This is a genomic window from Mycobacterium sp., assembly GCF_004298145.1.
Taxonomy (GTDB): domain Bacteria; phylum Actinomycetota; class Actinomycetes; order Mycobacteriales; family Mycobacteriaceae; genus Mycobacterium.
Map to the genome: position 1 here is coordinate 77,709 of NZ_SCRH01000015.1, position 15,374 is coordinate 93,082.

A 15,374-nucleotide genomic window follows, 5' to 3' on the forward strand; every position below is an offset into this window, starting at 1 on the left:
ACTCAACCGTAGCGGCGGACAGGGCTCGACGGTCGCGTCACACGCCCACCGCGCGCCCCGCGCGATCGAACGGATGTGCGATAAACTGGCTCGCGTGGAGGTTGCGGTCCAAGGCTCCCTGTTCCAGCACACCGAGCGCAGGCAACTCGGTGACGGCGCGTTCATCGAAATCCGCGCCGGCTGGCTGACCGACGTGGACGATCTGCTCGACGCCTTGTTGTCGACGGTGCCGTGGCGCGAGGAACGCCGGCAGATGTACGAGCGGGTGGTCGACGTGCCGCGGCTGGTGAGCTTTCACGACCTCACGGTCGACGATCCGCCGCATCCGACGTTGGCCCGGCTGCGGCGGCGGCTCAACGACATCTACGCCGGCGAGCTCGGTGAACCGTTCACCACGGTGGGGTTGTGCTGTTATCGCGACGGCTCCGACAGCGTGGCCTGGCATGGCGACACGATCGGCCGCGGAAATTCGCAGGACACCATGGTGGCGATCGTCAGCCTGGGCGCCACCCGCTCGTTCGCGATGCGCCGCCGCGGCGGCGGCCCCTCGCTGCGGCTGCCGCAGGCGCACGGGGATCTGCTGGTGATGGGTGGGTCATGCCAGCGCACCTGGGAGCACGCCGTGCCCAAGACCACGGCACCGGTCGGCCCGCGGGTGAGCATCCAGTTCCGGCCCCGCGGCGTGCGCTAGCCGCGCACCGCCGTCACGGCTTTGACGAGCAGGTCGCGGGCGCGCTGGGTATCGACCGCGGCGACGGGCTGCCCGGGGACCACCAACGGGTTGGCGATGACGATCACCTGGTAGTCGCCGAATTGGGCCGAGTAGTCATACAGTTCGCCGGTGCGCGGACCGCCCGGGGTCAGCGCCTGCAGGACGCGATGCACGCCCAGCGTGCGGGTGCTGTCGATCTGGGGCGTGTCGATCACCTGGATGCCGCCGCGCATCTGCGCCCCGGAGAAGGTGACCTTGGTGCAGTCCTTTCCGGGGTCGTTGAACGGCAACGCTTTTGAGGTCTCCAGCGCGATGACCACGAACCGGTTGCCGCGACCCTCGGCGGTGACGGCGGACATGTTGCCCTGCAGGTCCGACGGCATCTCCGGCCCGCTCGCCACTTTCGCGCAGCTCGCGGGGTCGAATGTCAATCCGTCGGGCAGCTTGCGTCCGGAGAGCAGCTTGGGGTCGATTCCCCGTTCGCTGATGTCGCTGACCTTGTAGTCGGGTCCGAAGCTTGATTTCACGTCGACGACCTTGTTGATGTCGACCTTCGCCGGATGGGTGGCCGATGAACAGCCGGCCAGGACGCAGACGGCGGCGACCGCGAGCAACACCTTGGACATCGTGGCCAATCTACCCAAGCCGCTAGCTCAGCTGCGCAACGTGGACACCGTTTTGGCGAGCAGATCGGCGGCGAATTGCGGAGGCAGCACCGGAAGCGCCGAGCCGGGATCCGTGGTCAGCGTGGTGAACGCGTAGTAGTTACCCAGATACGCGGTGAATGTGTAGACGCGCGAGTCTATTTCGGTACCCGACTCGACGGAAGACTTGATGTCGGCCACCATGCCCAGGGTTTCGGCGCCCTCGATATGCGGGGCGTCGGCGAGCTGTACCCGCGCCACCGTGCGCCCGGCGGTCTCCGACCACTGGCCACACGAGGCGACCAGGTCGTGCGGAAAGTCCACCGGCCCCGGCAAAGCCACCACCACCGCGTCGACGATGCCGCCGCTGCCCGAGCCCGACACTCCCTGCGCCGATTGGTCGCGCCCGTTCCCGGGGTCGGCCAGTACCCCGCATCGGGCCGGCTTGGCCCGCGCGTCGGCCGCGAGGCCCCAGATCACCCTCGGCGTGGCCGCGCTGGGGATTCCCGTCGTCACCTCGTAACCCGGCGGCAGGTCGCGCACCACCCGCTTGATATTGGCCGGGTTGACGGCGACGGGGCTCGCCGGGGCCGATTTCGCGGGGGTGCCCGACGGCGCGGTCCGGGGTGAGTGAGCGCAGGCCGCAACCGTCAGCGCGAGGACCGAAGCCACCGACGAGCCAATCCAGAAGGGCCGCATGAGGAGTTGATAGCACAAGACGCGGCCGCACCCGTCGTCCCACGCGCGCGGCGCCGTCAGCCGACGGCCTCGATCACCTGCCGGGCGACGCGCTTGATCTGCTCGGCTTCGTCCCGGGGGAATGGCAGGTCACGCCGGTGGGGCACGTCGATGACGGTGGTGATGACTCCGACGTCTTCGCGCTGCCACACCGCGCCGTAGCGGTCCATGATCGCGCGCATCGGCACGTTGTCGGAAAGCATTCGCGCGGAGAACCTTTCGATTCCGTCGACCTCGGCGGCGATGGACAGTGCACAGATCAAAAACGTGCCGATCCCCCGGCCCTGATAGGCGTCGGCGACGGTGAAGGCGATCTCGGCGACCGTCGGGTCGCTCTCGTCGCGTACGAAGCGCGCGTCGGCCACCGGGTCGCTGCCGTCGGTGACCACCCACACGAAGTGATCGACGTAGTCGACCTCCGCCAGGTAGTGCATCAACGCCGGGGTGGGAATCCGCGGGGTCATGAAACGCCGATACAGCGTGTCACTGGAGAAGCGGATGTGTCCTTGCACGGTGCGCTCGCTGTCACCGGGGAGCACCGGGCGCAGCAGCAGTTGCGTGCCGTCCCGAACCTGGATCGGGATCGGCGTGATGAACGCGGCCAGACGCTGACGCACGGTGCGTAGCAGCGGTGACGTGATGCCGGGGATGCGCACCATGCTGGCGAAGGCCTCGGTGTCACCGATCCAGCCGGTCAGCGGTTCGGCGGTGGTCACCGTTGCGGTGCGCGGGATGTCGCGCAGCAGCGCGATCTCGCCGACGATCATGCCCGGGGTCGCATGCTCGACGATCACCACGCCGTCGTCGCCGACGTGTTTGATCTCCGCGGTACCCGAGGAGATCAGCAGAAACGAGACGGCCCGCTCGCCCTGCCGCATCAGCTCACGGCCGGCGGGGGCGCGCAGCGGCTGCAGGCGGCCGGCCAACTGCACAAGGTCTTCGGCGGGACATCCCGCGAAGATGTCCATCGTCGCCAGCTCGTCCGCCCGGGCGCCGGCCAGACCGGCCACCGCTAGAGACCGCCACCCGCGGCGTCGCGACACCGGTGTGCGCGTCGCGATGCCGCCATGACCTGCCCTGCCTGCTTGCCGTCGTCTGGTGCGCCAGGCCCGGCACTCCTGGACGCGGTCGGATGTTGCCAGGTTATGAGCAGGGTTGCGGCTCCGGCAAGGACGTGCGGTCCAATCGCGAGATCACTCGGGGTAAGTCGGGCATGATGATCGGGGCAGCGCTGCTTGAAGCACGTGCGATCGCACCGGATGGGGGCCCGAGGTTATAGCACCGAAGCCGGCCGGCGCAGGGCCTGCCAAAGTCCAGGTGGGTGATCTCTGGTTCGACGCGCTGACGCAACACCAGGTGGTCGACGTCGTCAAGGCGGCCTGGGCGGGCGGCCGCGGCGGCTCGATCATCCCGGTCAACATCGACGTGGCCCGGGCGGCCGGTCGAGACGCCGGGCTGGCCGAACTGATCGCCCGGGGATCGCTGGTGGTCGCCGACGGGATGCCACTGGTGTGGGCGGCGCGGGCCAGGGGCGAGAGGCTGCCGGAGCGCGTGGCCGGCTCGTCGCTGATCGTCCCGTTGGCGGCGGCCGCGGCCGCCGCCAAGAAGTCGGTCTATCTGCTCGGAGGCGTCGACGGGGTGCCGCAGCGGGCGGCCGAGGCGCTGGCCGCCCGCTGCGCCGATCTTCGGATCGCCGGAACCGCGTCACCGGCGTTCGGCTTCGATAGCACCGAGGAGGGGACGCGGCGGGTGATCACCGCCGTCGTCAGCACGGCACCCGATCTGGTCCTTGTCGGCTTGGGCTTCCCTCGTCAGGAACGCCTCATCGAACGGCTGCGCCGAGAATTGCCGAATGCCTGGTGCCTCGCGTGCGGCGGGGGTATCGCGATGACCGCCGGCGTGGTGCGCCGGGCCGCTCCGATGATCCAGCGGCTCGGGTTCGAATGGTTGCACCGGCTGGCGCTCGAACCGCGACGGCTTGCCCGCAGGTATCTGCGCGACGATCTGCCGTTTGCGCTCGCGTTGGTGGCCCGCTCGACGGCCCACCGATTTACCCGCAACTAGTGTGCCGCTTGGTTATTCACGATCAGCTCCACGGCGGCGGCCAGATCGTCGACCACGACGTCGGCGTCGACGGATGGCTTCCCGCCGGCGCGAAGCAGGATGGTCGCCGTTCCGGCCGCTCTGCCCGTCATCATGTCGATGTCGGTGTCCCCGATCATCACCGATTCCGTCAGATCGATACCGTGTTCGGCCGCCGCGCGTAACAACATGCCGGTGCCGGGTTTGCGGCAGTCGCAACTGTTCGCCGCGTGCGGACAATGGTAGGTGGCGTCGATCCGGGCGCCCGCGTCCGCGAGCAATTCTTGCAGACGCCACTGGACGGCGGCGAAATGCGCTGGGTCGGAGCCGGGTTCGGAGAGCCACCGCTGGTTGGTCACCAGGATGGTCCGCAGGCCGGCGGCGTTGAGGGCGGCCAGCGCCGCCGCCGCACCCGGCAACAGAACCAGCTCGGCGGGTGATCGGATGTACTCGCCCTCGGCGGCCTTGACGTTGACGGTGCCGTCCCGGTCCAGGAACACGGTGCGCACGTTGCGCAGATCGGGTGCGGCCATCGTCGGACCGAGGTCAGGAGGGCCTGGGAAACAGTGCCGCTTCGACCATTTCGCAAATCGAGTGGCCCAGGTGCAGGCATGCCTCCTGAATGCGCGCGGTGTCCTCGCTGGGAACCCGGATGCACAGGTCGGCCACGCCGGCCACCTTGCCGCCGTGCGCACCGGTGAGCGTGACGGTCGCCATCCCCGCCTGGCCGGCCACCTCGAGCGCGCGAACGACGTTGGGAGAGTTGCCCGATGTGGTCAGTCCGATCACCACGTCCCCGGGGCGCCCGGCGGCGAGGACCTGGCGGGCGAACACCTCGTCATAGGAGTAGTCGTTTCCGATGGCCGTCATCGCCGCCGTGGCGTCGGGGAGGCTGATCGCGGCCAGGCCCGGACGGTCAAAAGCGAAGCGGCCCATGAGTTCGGCCGCCAGGTGTCCGGCGTCTTGCGCCGACCCGCCGTTGCCGAAGAAGATCGCCTTTCCCCCCGCGCGCAGCGCGCCGATGATGACCCGCGCCACCTCGACGGTCTGTGCGGCGAAATCACCCTGCTGCATTTGCCGCTTGACCGCGATGGTTTCGGCCAAGCGCTGCTGGACCAGCTCCACGTTCGGCGGGACCACGTCCGAACCGGTCAAGCCTGCCATGTCGTCAATCCCTTGCTCTCGAAGGCGAATTCGGTGATGCCCGCGCCGGCGCCCTCGAGGGCTTCGATGAGGCGGTGCTTCTTGGCGAAGTCGCAGAACAGCAGGATGTATCCCCCACCACCGGCTCCGGTGAGCTTGCCGCCCAGTGCCCCGTTTTTCCGGGCCAGCTCGTAGAGATCGTCGATGCGCTCGTTGGTGATGTAGGGCGACATGCGTTTCTTCTGGGTCCACGCTTCGCCCAGCAGCGCACCGAAGTCGTTCAGCTTGCCCGTCAACAGCGCGGCCTTCATCGCGACCGCCAGGTCCTTCTGGGCCCGCAGCCCCGCGAGGGTGTCATCCGAACCCGTTGTGGCACGCCGTGTTTGGTCCTCGATCACCCGCGCGGAGTCCCGGGTGATGCCCGTGTAGCACAGCAGCAGGCTGAGCTCGAGCTCGAAGGCGGTCTCGTCGCGGATCCGCAGCGGATTGACGATCACCCGGTCGGTGAATTCGATGAAGTTGAACCCGCCGAACGTCGCGGCGTACATGTCCTGCATGCCGCCGGCGATGCCCAAATCCTCGCGTTCGATGGCACACGCCAGTTGGGCCGTCTCGTATTCGCCCATGGGCAGCCGGTAGTGCTCGGCGAGCAGGCCGGTGAGCGCGACCATCATCGTCGACGACGAGCCCAGCCCCGAGCCGGGCGGGGCGCTGGAACGCAGCACCAGGTCATAGCCGTCCGTGCCGTCACGGCCGAATCTGCGCACCGCGGCCTTGATCAGATCGAGGCTGCCGTCGTAGAGAATCTCGCTGTCGAGCGTCATCTCGTGCGTGGTCTTGAAGTCCACCGACTCGATGCTGACCCGGCGATCGGTGCGCGGGGCAAGCGATCCCTGGGCGTAGCGATCGATGGTCGCCGACAGGACGCAGCCGCCTTCGGTCGCCGGGAACGGTGGCACGTCGGTGCCGCCACCGGCGAACGAGATCCGCAGCGGCGCGCGTGCGCGAATTCGCGGACGTGTCATGGGGATTCCCCCGCGAGCGATTCGCCCAGCTGCGAGACCACGCTTACCACGTGCCAACCCCATCGTTCTGCGTCCGGAAGCGTCGCCAGCCTAACAAGCTGACCAGCACGATTGTCGCGTTTTCGCCGGACTCCGCCCGGCGCGGTCCGCAGCGATGTTCAGGCGGTCTGGTTGCTGGGCTCGAGCACGAAATCGACCACGATCGCGGCCATGTCGTCGATCGCGCTGCGCGCGATGACCTCGTAGCCGTGGGTGCTCAGCGTGGGCAGGCACAGCAGGCCGGCGCGCGCGGTCAGCCCGTTGGCCTTGGAGTGCGACGCGTCGGATTCGAACGCGCCCAGCGCGGCCGGCTGGGGCGACAGCCCCCGGTCGGTGGCGATTTTCAGCAGCCGGTCGGCGACCTTTTTGTCGTAAACGCACAACGCGTCGCTGTAGCCGATGATCGGTCCGCCGGTGACGCTGGTGCGGTATTCGCGTTCGGTGGGGCCGACTTCCAGGGCGAGCGTGAGGTCGCCGGGCAGGGTGGCGCTGGCGTAGCTGCCCCCCACCCCGCCGATCTCTTCGTTGGTGGTGAACACGAGGTAGGCGTCGTCGGCGGGCCGTTGGTCACCCTCGCGCAGCACGCGGGCGACGTTCAGCAGCGCGGTGACCGCGGCGCGGTCGTCGAGGAAGTAGGCGCCGACGTAGTCTCCGATCTCGACCACCGATCTCTTGCTGCGGTCGACGCACACGCGGGTGCCGGCGTGCACGCCCGCGGCCGCCAACTCCTCGGTGCTGCGGCCGGAGAAGACGTACACGTGATGCCAGTCCAGCGCGCGGTCGCCCTGATCGGGCTTGGTCTCCCAGATCCGCGAGCTTTCTTCGGTGGTGTGCTCGGAGCCGAGAGTCAGTACCGCGGTGAGGGTTTCGTTGTCGCCGAGCACGGCGACCGGGCCCAGTCCGAAGTTACCCGGGTACATCGTGCCCAGCTGCGTCAGATGCAGGGTGCCGTCGGGCTCCACGCGCTTGACGATCATCGACAGCTCGTCCATGTGCGCCATGACCCGCGTCGCGGTGCCGGGTATGGCCGCCGTCCGGTGACGGTGATCGGGCGCCCCGGCGTCGTCGCTCGAGGCGTTGGCGGCGATGTATCCGATCAGGTTTCCGGCGTCGTCGGTCCACATGTCGTCGACGACGGGTTGCAGTTCGCGGGCGATGACGGCGCGGACCTCGTCCTCCTGCCCGCACGGCCCATAGGTCCACAGGAGTTCTTGCAGCAACTCGTCGGTCGAATCGCGGTCGCGCTGCGCCATGAGATCCTCTCCGTCATTGGGTTCAGAGGATCAGTACCCGCGATGGCCTGCGACTATCGCAAACGCTCAAATGATGTCAGGCGAGTGCGACGCCGAGTTCTTGGGCGAACACCTTGATCATGTGCTGGACGGCGATTTCGTTGCGTCCGATGATCATGTGGTCGTGCTGGCCGTGCCGGACGCCCTCGCCGCACTGGGGCAGCATGGCGAAGTCCTCGTCGCGAACGGCCGCGTGCACCCCCTCGAAGACCGCGTCGTAGGCCGCTCTCATCTCATCGCTGGTAGCCGGGATGCGCCCCATCCAACTGTGGCGCACCGTGCACCGGGTCGGCTCACCGGCGGGCAATATGTCGATGATCTCCACCCCCACCGGGCTGTTGGCCAGGACGAGGTTCGGATACACCCAGTAGATCACCCCCATGTTCGCCACCGGTTCGAGCGAGGCCGACGGATCGGTGTCCGCGTTGGTGATCCAGGTGAACGGAAACCCGATGCGGTGATGCTTGTCGAACCCGTCGTAGACCATCGTGTTGGCCAGGGTGTTCTGCCCGATCAGGCTTTCGCCGTGGACGTACGGAAAGTGGTAGCCCTCGGCGAACGCCTCCAGGGCGCCCTTCCATGACACGTCGGAGGTGAATTCGCGCTCGGTGTGATAGCCGTAGGACGCGTAGTCCCACAGCGCGAGTTCGGCAGCGAAGTCGCCCAGGTGTTCGTCGAGGTCGATGGTCGCGTCGGCGGTCAGCACCGCCCAGATGAAGCCGTGTCGCTCCTCGGAGGGCAGTTCGACCAGGCCGTAGTCCTTGGTGTCCATCGAGTCGAAGCCGGCCTTGCCCGGGACCGTGAACAGTTCACCGGTGTTCTTGTACGTCCAGGCGTGATACGGGCAGACGAAGCGTGCGGCGTTGCCCGATCCGCGGGCCGGCATCGCGCCCCGGTGCCGGCAGTAGTTGAGCAAGACGTGGCTGGCCCCGGTTCGATCGCGGGTCACCAACAGCGAGTCGCCCAGCACCGAGCGCACGACGTAGTCGTTGGTGTTCGGCACCTGCGCCGACGGGACGATGGCCAGCGGCACCCGGCGCAGAATCTGCGACTCCTCGATCTCGGTGATCTTGGGGTCGCGGTAGTAGTGCAGGGGCACCCGCAGTTCACGCTCGGCCAGGTCGGTCGTTTTCTCCAGGGCGTGACGCAGGCCCCGCCGGGTCAACGTCTCGTCGGTGCCGCTCACCGGGCTGTCGATCGTCGTCACGCTCGTCTCCTTCACCCCCGATGTCTCGGACCATACAATCACTATTGTTTGTATTGTCAAGCTCGGGCGCGGCGTGTGCGACGATCACGCCATGCGCCGGCACGGCTGGTCGGGTGACATCCCGGCCGACGACGATGAGGCGATCGCGCGCATCCTGACCGCGACGCGACGCGCGATCGACGCGCGCGGGACCGTGAGCGTGTCCGAGGTGGCGTCGACGCTCGGCGTGACCCGGCAGACGATTTACCGGTACTTCCCCACCCACGAGACGCTCTTGGGTGCGACGGCGCTGTCGTCGGTCGATGGGTTTCTGGATCGGCTTGCGGCACATCTGGGTTCGATCACCGACCCGACCGAGGCCGTGGTGGAGGGCATCGCCTACACCTTCGAGCAACTCGCCCACGACAAGTACCTCAGCCTGGTGTTCCAGCCCGGCAAGGCCAGCGCGTTCACCGCGGGGGTCACCTCGGACATGGCCATTTCGTTCGGCCGGTCGATCCTGCGCCGGTTCGACGTCGATTGGGCCGCAGCGGGATTCGCCGCGGGCCGGCTGGACGAACTGGTCGAAATCATGCTGCGCACGCTGCAGTCATTGATCGTGGATCCGGGCCGCCCGCCGCGCACCGGGTTGGAGCTGCGAAAGTTCCTTGAAGACTGGATCGCGCCGTCGGTGCGTGCCCACGCCGCCGTCGAGCGCTAGCTACTTGCCCGTGAACCGCCGCTCACGTTCGGCGGCGGTCCGGTCCCGGTATCAGCTCACGGCGTCCGGTCCGCCAACGAGACGAGGAGGTGCGAGGGCGTCGGTCCGCCCTGGCCCCAGCTGATTTCGTCAGACCGCCTCGTCCTCGACGTCTGCCAGGAAATGGGTACTACTCGGACGCAGATGTCGCAATAGCTCCTCCCCGGAGAACTGCATGCGATCGGCCTCCTCCAGGAAATCAGACTGCGCGGCCGAGGATTCGTAGACCAGTCGGGTGTCCTGCGCTGCCCTCGGCTCGCGTACCGCCTTACGCTTCTTCAGACGCATCAGTTCGGGATGCATCTTCTTCCGCTGTGCGGGAGGGACCAGCGCACCACGGTTGAAGGCCCTCATGCCGAGCTTGTCCGCGACCTCCCGGACCTGAGACGTCTTTAGCCGGTAGCGCCAAGCGATTTGCGAAATCGTGTACCACCCCCGTGGCATCCGCCAGACCCAGCCCGCGACGGTAACCACCGTCAACACAATCGCCAGGGTCGCTTCAGGGCGGAACCGCTTTCCGGAGAACATGATTGCCGCGATCCCGACTACCAGCATGACGACGAGAGCCGACACGAAGAAAATGTGAGTGGGGCTCACGCCGCCTCCTTGCGTTCCATCGCGATATGTCCAACGATCTCAGAACCGACCGGCGGTGAAATCCCGACACGCCATAGCGTTACCGGCTCGAGACCGCCTCCGGCTCGTCAGGATGGTCGTTGCAGCGATTGCTCGGCCACGGCGTCGGCGACGCTGGATGTGTACGCGGACTTAGTTCTACGAGGACCTGGACGAGGTCGCCGGCGTCTCGATGCCGCAACGGACGGCTTCGGAAGCCTGACGCTCGACTACCGTCCTGACCTGCTCAAACTCTGTGGAGCTAAAGGGAATCGAACCCCTGACCTACTCGATGCGGACGAGTCGGCCTGGGCGTGTGTGCATGTTGACGGCGTTGGCTCCGCTAGAAATGCGCTGGTCGTCGAGTTGGCGACGTTGGCCAACGCAGACCGCAAGAGGAACTGCTGCGGACGCGTGCCGGAGAGAGAGGACGCTGGGCTGTTCAAGGCGCATGGCGAAGGGCCAAGGCGCTACCCCCCACCCCGTCCCATTTCAGTGGAGGCTCCAACCGCGACGTTGCCTAATGCGGAGTGGGTTCCCCCTCGACCTCGCGCAGGTATCGCTCAACGAGGCCGACTATCTCGGCGTGCCCTGCGGTGATGTCGAGTTGGTCCTCCATGAAAAGGACCGGCGGGATGACGGTCATCAGGAATGCCACCGCCATGGGCGGAACGCTTCGTTCGTCGACGTCATATTTCTTCAACACGGCGGCGACCATCTCAGCTTGCTCGGCGCGGAACGTCTGCGCGTAGTGGCGTAGTTCGGCGGCGAGTTGCGGACGATGGTTCGCCAGGGCAAGAACCTCCATAGTCCACTTGCTGAAAGGGGCGTCCCGAATCATCCGCCAGAGTGACCACAGAGGCTGAGGCGATTCAAGGGCTTCTGCATGAGCCGTGGACCCTTTTTCGGCTTGGCGTTGGAAAACCGCTCGAAGGAGATCGTCCATCGTGCCGAAGTGGTAGTGGACGAGCTGAGAGCCGAGGCCGGCTCTCTGCGCAACGCGGCGGCCAGTGACGGCTGCCCAGCCCTCTTCGAACATCAGTTGCTCGGCTGCATCCAGTATCACGGTGCGCGTCTTCGCATTCGGCGACGCGATCCGTTTTGGCGATGCCATTCATGCGCTCGCATTCTTCGTACGTACCGACAGGTCAGGCTATCGGGTTGACCGGCTCCACCATGATATGTTAAGCAGGTGCTTAACTTTTAAGCAGGCGCTTAAAAACATGGCAGAGTCCGGCTAGCGGCAAACTCATCCGCACGTCGGACAGCTAGAGGAGCGACGCGATGGCCCGCAACACCACTGGTGAGATTCGTTTTGACCCTTACGATGTCGACCTCGTCGCCGACCCCTACCCCGTGTACCGGCGGCTACGAGACGAGATGCCGCTCTACTACAACGAGCAACACGATTTCTTCGCGCTGAGCCGCTACACAAATGTCGAGAAGGCTCTCTTCGACAACAAGACGTTCAGTTCCGCACGCGGCGACATCTTGGAGTTCATCAAGGCGGATATGGAGATTCCGTCAGGTCTTATCGTCGCGGAGGACCCACCCCGACATGACATTCACCGAAGGCTGTTGTCGCGAATGTTCACTCCGCGCAAGATCAGCGCACTGGAGCCTCAGATTCGAGAGTTCTGCGTGCGCAGCCTCGACCCGCTCGTCGGTGCAGGCGGGTTCGACTTCGTCACGGACTTCGGCGCGGAACTGCCCATGCGGGTCATTGGCATGCTGTTGGGCTTCCCCGATGAGGACCAACTGAGGTCCCGCGACCACGCGAACGCGATTCTGACCACCGAGGCGGGTCAGCCCATGGAGTCCGCGTCGACCGGATTCGACGACGGTCAACTGTGGGCGGACTACATCGACTGGCGGGCCGATAATCCGTCCGACGACATCGTCACCGAACTGCTCAATGTGCAGTTCGAGGACGAGCATGGAGTCACTCGTCACTTGGAGCGCGCCGAGCTGCTCATGTACGTCAACATGGTCGCCCTTGCAGGCAACGAGACCACAGCACGGCTTATCGGATGGGCCGCAAAAGTGCTCGCCGAGCACCCCGACCAACGAAGGGAACTCGTCGCCGATCCGGGTCTGATCCCTCAGGCGGTCGAGGAGTTATTGCGCTTCGAAGGACCCGCTCCGTTTGTATCGCGTTACGTCACACGCGACGTCGAATACTACGGCCAGCAGGTGCCTAGCGGCAGCGTGATGACACTCCTCATCAGTTCGGCAAACCGAGATGACCGCCAATTCGGTCCCGACGCCGAGATGTTCAACATTCACCGCCAAAACCGATCACATATCGCTTTCGCTGTCGGTGCGCACTTCTGCCTTGGTGCCGCCCTGGCGCGCCTAGAAGGGCGCGTCGCACTCGAAGAAATTCTGAAAAGGTTCCCTGAGTGGGACGTCGACCTCTCGGCAGCACGGATGTCGACCACCTCAACCGTCCGAGGCTGGGAAACCATGCCCGCACTGACCGGCGAAAAATCGCGACACCAAGCCGACGCCAGGTCGTGAGCGGTCAAGTCGAATCGGCGTGGCCCGTCCACCCCGACTACCGGATCGACATCGCGCCGTGCCAGTACACCGGCCAGGTATGGCACGACGACACACTCATCGCCGAAAGCGACGACTGCCTAGTAGTGACCGAGACAGATCACATCGACCGACTGTACTTCCCGAAGTCCGATGTCCGATGGGACCTGTTGATGCCCTCAGCTCACACGACGGAATGCCCGTTCAAGGGTCGCGCTAACTACTGGGACCTCGCAGGTGCCCACGACCACGCCAAGGGCGTCGCCTGGACGTATCGCACTCCGCTCCCCGAGGTCGCAGGAATCGCGGGCTATGCGGCGTTCTACAGCCACCAGCTACGCATCGAAATTGTGGAGCGGTGGCCCGGCGGCAGAAGCGTGCCAGCCTCCTTCCCAGTCTGGGGCGATGCGAGTGAGTTATTGCGGATCATTGATGTCGAGCCCGCCGGTGAGGGCCGGTTCATCGGTCCCGCGCACGGACCCACCTGGCGCAACGTGGTCGAGGGTGGTCAACTTGTCGCAGAATCCATCGTCGCAGCATCCAAAACGCTTGCAAGTCAACGAGTTACCTCTGTATCCACCATCTTCACAAAATCAGCGGCCTTCGATGCGCCCGTCGACCTCGCCGTCGAAGTTCTTCGGCACGGCAGAACCTTCTCCACGACTCAAGTTCACGCCACTCAGCACGGGGCACTGTGTTGCGTCGCGATAGTCCTCGCCGATTCCGGTGCGCCCGATCTCATCCGTGATCAGCCACCTATGCCCGACGTACCAGGACCCGACGGGGCGGAGAGCTTCCCCGGATTCGGAGTCACCGGACGCGAGATACGAATCGTCGACGGAGCCTACGATCCCGACCCCGAGCGCATCGGACCGCCCCAGATCGACGTATGGGTCCGCTTCCGTGACGCGCCCGACGAGTCGTACTTGCACACTGCGCTTCTCGCCCAATCGACCACACACTGGACCATTGCCGCCGGCATGTCACCGCATCACGGTTTCGGTGAAGCTCAGGCACACGACACCGTGTCAACCGGAGTCATGACGAGCAGCATCGCCTTTCACGATGAAGTCGACGTCAGCGACTGGCTGCTGTACAGCAATCATGCCTTTTGGTCAGGGCGTGGACTGATCCAAGGCAACGGCAAAGTCTTCACATCCGACGGTCGCCTCGCGGCGTCGTACACGGTGCAGGCCATGGCACGCGCCTTCGACCGCACCCCGGCAGCGATGGGCCGCGACAACCGCACTGCCATGTGATTTATCTGACGCAGTGGAGGGCGCAGTGACGACCGCCGAAATCAACTTTGACCCGTTCTCGGAGGACTTCTTCAACGGGGCCTACGGGACTTACCGACGCATGCGCGATGAGCAACCGGTTTACTACAACGCCGACTTCGACTTCTACGCACTGACCCGACACGCCGATGTCGCGCCTGCGTTCAAAGACTCGGCGACGTACTCGTCGGCCCGTGGAACCGACCTCGCCACGATCCGCAACGGAATACCCGTCGACACCGGCCCACGCATGATCATCATGATGGACCCTCCCAGCCATCGCGACATGCGCAGCTTGCTCAACAAAGTCTTTACGCCAAGAGCAATCCAAGCCCAGAAACAGATGGCCACCGAGAAGATCGACAAGCACCTCCGCCGGGTCGACCCCGACGGATTCGATGCCGTCGGTGACTTCGCCGCACCGTTTCCCGTCGAAGTCATCACCAACATGCTCGGCGCACCTGAGGAAGACGCACAACAGGTGCGGCACTGGATCGACTTGTCCCTAACACGCGAGGTCGGACAACTCGAACTGACGGAGGACGGCGCTCAAGCCTCCCTTGACACCGCGATGTACTACTACGGGCTAATCGAAGAACGCCGCGCCGAACCCCGAGACGATCTGCTCACTAAGTTGCTCGAAGCCGAATTGGTCCGTGATGACGGCGAGAAAACTCGACTCGACGACATCGAAATCGCCGCATTCGCAACGATGCTCGGCGGAGCGGGAGCCGAAACCGTGACCAAGCTCGTCGGCAGCGCGATCTACCTCTTCGCCAGGCACCCACACCAATGGCAGAAGTTGCTCGATGATCGCAGCCGGATTCCCGCTGCGGTCGAAGAATTACTGCGGTACGAGGCACCTGCGCAATACAACGTGCGCGTCGCCACGAAAGACGTTCACCTGCACGGACAAACGATCCCCGAGGGTGCCCCGGTATTCCTGATTGGAGGGTCGGCCAATCGCGACCACCTGGCGTGGACTAACGCCGACATCTTCGACATCGACCGAGACCGCACCGAGGCTCAGAATCTCGGCCTCGGATACGGCATCCACAGTTGCCTCGGTGCCGCCCTGGCTCGCATGGAAAGCGCCATCGCGTTGGAGAAGCTACTCGACTTCATGCCCCGATACGACGTCGACTTCGACAGGTGCGAACGGGTTCAGATGGCGAACGTCGTTGGCTGGAAGACGTTACCCGTCAAGGTCCTCGACTAGGTCAGGGCTTCTCCGAGAACCCTGTAGACCGTGGCACGACTAACGCCAAGAGCCGTCGCAATAGTCGTAGCCGATTCCCCGCTGCGACGAAGTTGCAGACCGCC

16 protein-coding genes, 1 tRNA gene and 1 pseudogene are annotated in these 15,374 nt (G+C 65.5%); 6 read left to right on the forward strand and 12 right to left on the reverse strand.

Going from position 1 to position 15,374, the window contains the following annotated elements:
* Positions 1–94 precede the first annotated feature (94 nt).
* Positions 95–691: an alpha-ketoglutarate-dependent dioxygenase AlkB gene (locus EPN51_RS05955; protein ID WP_293038573.1), complete on the forward strand. Its 597-nt coding sequence runs from the start codon at positions 95–97 to the stop codon at positions 689–691.
* Here the strand turns inward: EPN51_RS05955 and EPN51_RS05960 are convergent.
* The 3 genes from EPN51_RS05960 to EPN51_RS05970 are packed head-to-tail and all read right to left on the reverse strand — an operon-like array spanning position 688 to position 3,062.
* Complete coding sequence (locus tag EPN51_RS05960; RefSeq protein WP_293038576.1) at positions 688–1,338, reverse strand: DUF5642 family protein; 651 nt, start codon at positions 1,336–1,338, stop codon at positions 688–690. The two genes, EPN51_RS05955 and EPN51_RS05960, sit on opposite strands and share 4 nt — an antisense overlap.
* 27 nt (positions 1,339–1,365) lie before the next feature.
* Positions 1,366–2,055 carry a DUF5642 family protein gene (locus tag EPN51_RS05965; RefSeq protein ID WP_293038579.1) on the reverse strand — a complete coding sequence of 230 codons (690 nt, stop codon included), beginning with the start codon at positions 2,053–2,055 and terminating at the stop codon, positions 1,366–1,368.
* A gap of 56 nt (positions 2,056–2,111) precedes the next feature.
* A complete protein-coding gene (locus EPN51_RS05970) occupies positions 2,112–3,062 on the reverse strand; it encodes a GNAT family N-acetyltransferase (protein ID WP_293038966.1) in 951 nt (316 codons plus the stop codon).
* Between the two features lie 349 nt (positions 3,063–3,411).
* Between EPN51_RS05970 and EPN51_RS05975 the strand changes: the two genes are divergently transcribed.
* Positions 3,412–4,158 carry a WecB/TagA/CpsF family glycosyltransferase gene (locus EPN51_RS05975; RefSeq protein WP_293038582.1) on the forward strand — a complete coding sequence of 249 codons (747 nt, stop codon included), beginning with the start codon at positions 3,412–3,414 and terminating at the stop codon, positions 4,156–4,158.
* Here the strand turns inward: EPN51_RS05975 and EPN51_RS05980 are convergent.
* The 5 genes from EPN51_RS05980 to EPN51_RS06000 all read right to left on the reverse strand — a co-directional run bounded on the left by EPN51_RS05980 (position 4,155) and on the right by EPN51_RS06000 (position 8,882).
* Positions 4,155–4,709, reverse strand: a complete 555-nt coding sequence (locus tag EPN51_RS05980) for an HAD-IIIA family hydrolase (protein ID WP_293038585.1) — start codon at positions 4,707–4,709, stop codon at positions 4,155–4,157. The two genes, EPN51_RS05975 and EPN51_RS05980, sit on opposite strands and share 4 nt — an antisense overlap.
* A 13-nt stretch (positions 4,710–4,722) precedes the next feature.
* Positions 4,723–5,340: an SIS domain-containing protein gene (locus tag EPN51_RS05985; protein WP_293038588.1), complete on the reverse strand. Its 618-nt coding sequence runs from the start codon at positions 5,338–5,340 to the stop codon at positions 4,723–4,725.
* Entirely contained in the window at positions 5,328–6,344 is a 1,017-nt protein-coding gene (locus tag EPN51_RS05990) for a GHMP kinase (RefSeq protein WP_293038591.1), read from the reverse strand. The genes EPN51_RS05985 and EPN51_RS05990 overlap by 13 nt, the downstream gene beginning before the upstream one ends.
* A 158-nt stretch (positions 6,345–6,502) precedes the next feature.
* Positions 6,503–7,636 (reverse strand): peptidase M42, encoded by a 1,134-nt coding sequence (locus EPN51_RS05995; RefSeq protein ID WP_293038594.1) that lies wholly within the window; start codon positions 7,634–7,636, stop codon positions 6,503–6,505.
* A gap of 76 nt (positions 7,637–7,712) precedes the next feature.
* Positions 7,713–8,882, reverse strand: a complete 1,170-nt coding sequence (locus EPN51_RS06000) for an SRPBCC family protein (RefSeq protein WP_293038597.1) — start codon at positions 8,880–8,882, stop codon at positions 7,713–7,715.
* A 91-nt stretch (positions 8,883–8,973) separates the two neighbouring features.
* Between EPN51_RS06000 and EPN51_RS06005 the strand changes: the two genes are divergently transcribed.
* Positions 8,974–9,582, forward strand: coding sequence for a TetR/AcrR family transcriptional regulator (locus EPN51_RS06005; RefSeq protein WP_293038969.1), 609 nt, complete (start codon positions 8,974–8,976; stop codon positions 9,580–9,582).
* Between the two features lie 129 nt (positions 9,583–9,711).
* On the opposite strand, the gene EPN51_RS06010 is transcribed toward EPN51_RS06005, so the two are convergent.
* The 3 genes from EPN51_RS06010 to EPN51_RS06020 all read right to left on the reverse strand — a co-directional run bounded on the left by EPN51_RS06010 (position 9,712) and on the right by EPN51_RS06020 (position 11,350).
* Positions 9,712–10,218 carry a formate dehydrogenase gene (locus EPN51_RS06010; protein WP_293038600.1) on the reverse strand — a complete coding sequence of 169 codons (507 nt, stop codon included), beginning with the start codon at positions 10,216–10,218 and terminating at the stop codon, positions 9,712–9,714.
* A gap of 275 nt (positions 10,219–10,493) precedes the next feature.
* Positions 10,494–10,578: transfer RNA gene (locus EPN51_RS06015), tRNA-Ala, on the reverse strand.
* Between the two features lie 178 nt (positions 10,579–10,756).
* Complete coding sequence (locus EPN51_RS06020; protein WP_293038603.1) at positions 10,757–11,350, reverse strand: TetR/AcrR family transcriptional regulator; 594 nt, start codon at positions 11,348–11,350, stop codon at positions 10,757–10,759.
* Between the two features lie 170 nt (positions 11,351–11,520).
* Here EPN51_RS06020 and EPN51_RS06025 point away from each other — a divergent pair, with 170 nt between their 5' ends.
* From EPN51_RS06025 to EPN51_RS06035, 3 genes are read left to right on the forward strand one after another with little or no spacing between them, the layout of a single operon-like run.
* Complete coding sequence (locus EPN51_RS06025) at positions 11,521–12,756, forward strand: cytochrome P450 (RefSeq protein WP_293038606.1); 1,236 nt, start codon at positions 11,521–11,523, stop codon at positions 12,754–12,756.
* Positions 12,753–14,033, forward strand: coding sequence for a DUF427 domain-containing protein (locus EPN51_RS06030; RefSeq protein ID WP_293038608.1), 1,281 nt, complete (start codon positions 12,753–12,755; stop codon positions 14,031–14,033). Before EPN51_RS06025 ends, EPN51_RS06030 begins: the two co-directional genes overlap by 4 nt.
* Positions 14,034–14,058: 25 nt before the next feature.
* On the forward strand, positions 14,059–15,270 hold the full coding sequence (locus tag EPN51_RS06035) for a cytochrome P450 (RefSeq protein ID WP_293038610.1): 1,212 nt from the start codon (positions 14,059–14,061) through the stop codon (positions 15,268–15,270).
* On the opposite strand, the pseudogene EPN51_RS06040 reads toward EPN51_RS06035, so the two are convergent.
* Positions 15,267–15,365: pseudogene (locus EPN51_RS06040) on the reverse strand (helix-turn-helix domain-containing protein); the annotation flags it as partial. The gene EPN51_RS06035 and the pseudogene EPN51_RS06040 sit on opposite strands and share 4 nt — an antisense overlap.
* Between the last annotated feature and the right edge of the window lie 9 nt (positions 15,366–15,374).

Coding starts and splice junctions, on each gene's coding strand:
- EPN51_RS05960 (WP_293038576.1), bottom strand. CDS start 1,338: ATGTCCAAGGTGTTGCTCGCGGTCGCCGCCGTCTGCGTCCTGGCCGGC.
- EPN51_RS05965 (WP_293038579.1), bottom strand. CDS start 2,055: ATGCGGCCCTTCTGGATTGGCTCGTCGGTGGCTTCGGTCCTCGCGCTG.
- EPN51_RS05970 (WP_293038966.1), bottom strand. CDS start 3,062: ATGGACATCTTCGCGGGATGTCCCGCCGAAGACCTTGTGCAGTTGGCC.
- EPN51_RS05980 (WP_293038585.1), bottom strand. CDS start 4,709: ATGGCCGCACCCGATCTGCGCAACGTGCGCACCGTGTTCCTGGACCGG.
- EPN51_RS05985 (WP_293038588.1), bottom strand. CDS start 5,340: ATGGCAGGCTTGACCGGTTCGGACGTGGTCCCGCCGAACGTGGAGCTG.
- EPN51_RS05990 (WP_293038591.1), bottom strand. CDS start 6,344: ATGACACGTCCGCGAATTCGCGCACGCGCGCCGCTGCGGATCTCGTTC.
- EPN51_RS05995 (WP_293038594.1), bottom strand. CDS start 7,636: ATGGCGCAGCGCGACCGCGATTCGACCGACGAGTTGCTGCAAGAACTC.
- EPN51_RS06005 (WP_293038969.1), top strand. CDS start 8,974: ATGCGCCGGCACGGCTGGTCGGGTGACATCCCGGCCGACGACGATGAG.
- EPN51_RS06020 (WP_293038603.1), bottom strand. CDS start 11,350: ATGGCATCGCCAAAACGGATCGCGTCGCCGAATGCGAAGACGCGCACC.
- EPN51_RS06025 (WP_293038606.1), top strand. CDS start 11,521: ATGGCCCGCAACACCACTGGTGAGATTCGTTTTGACCCTTACGATGTC.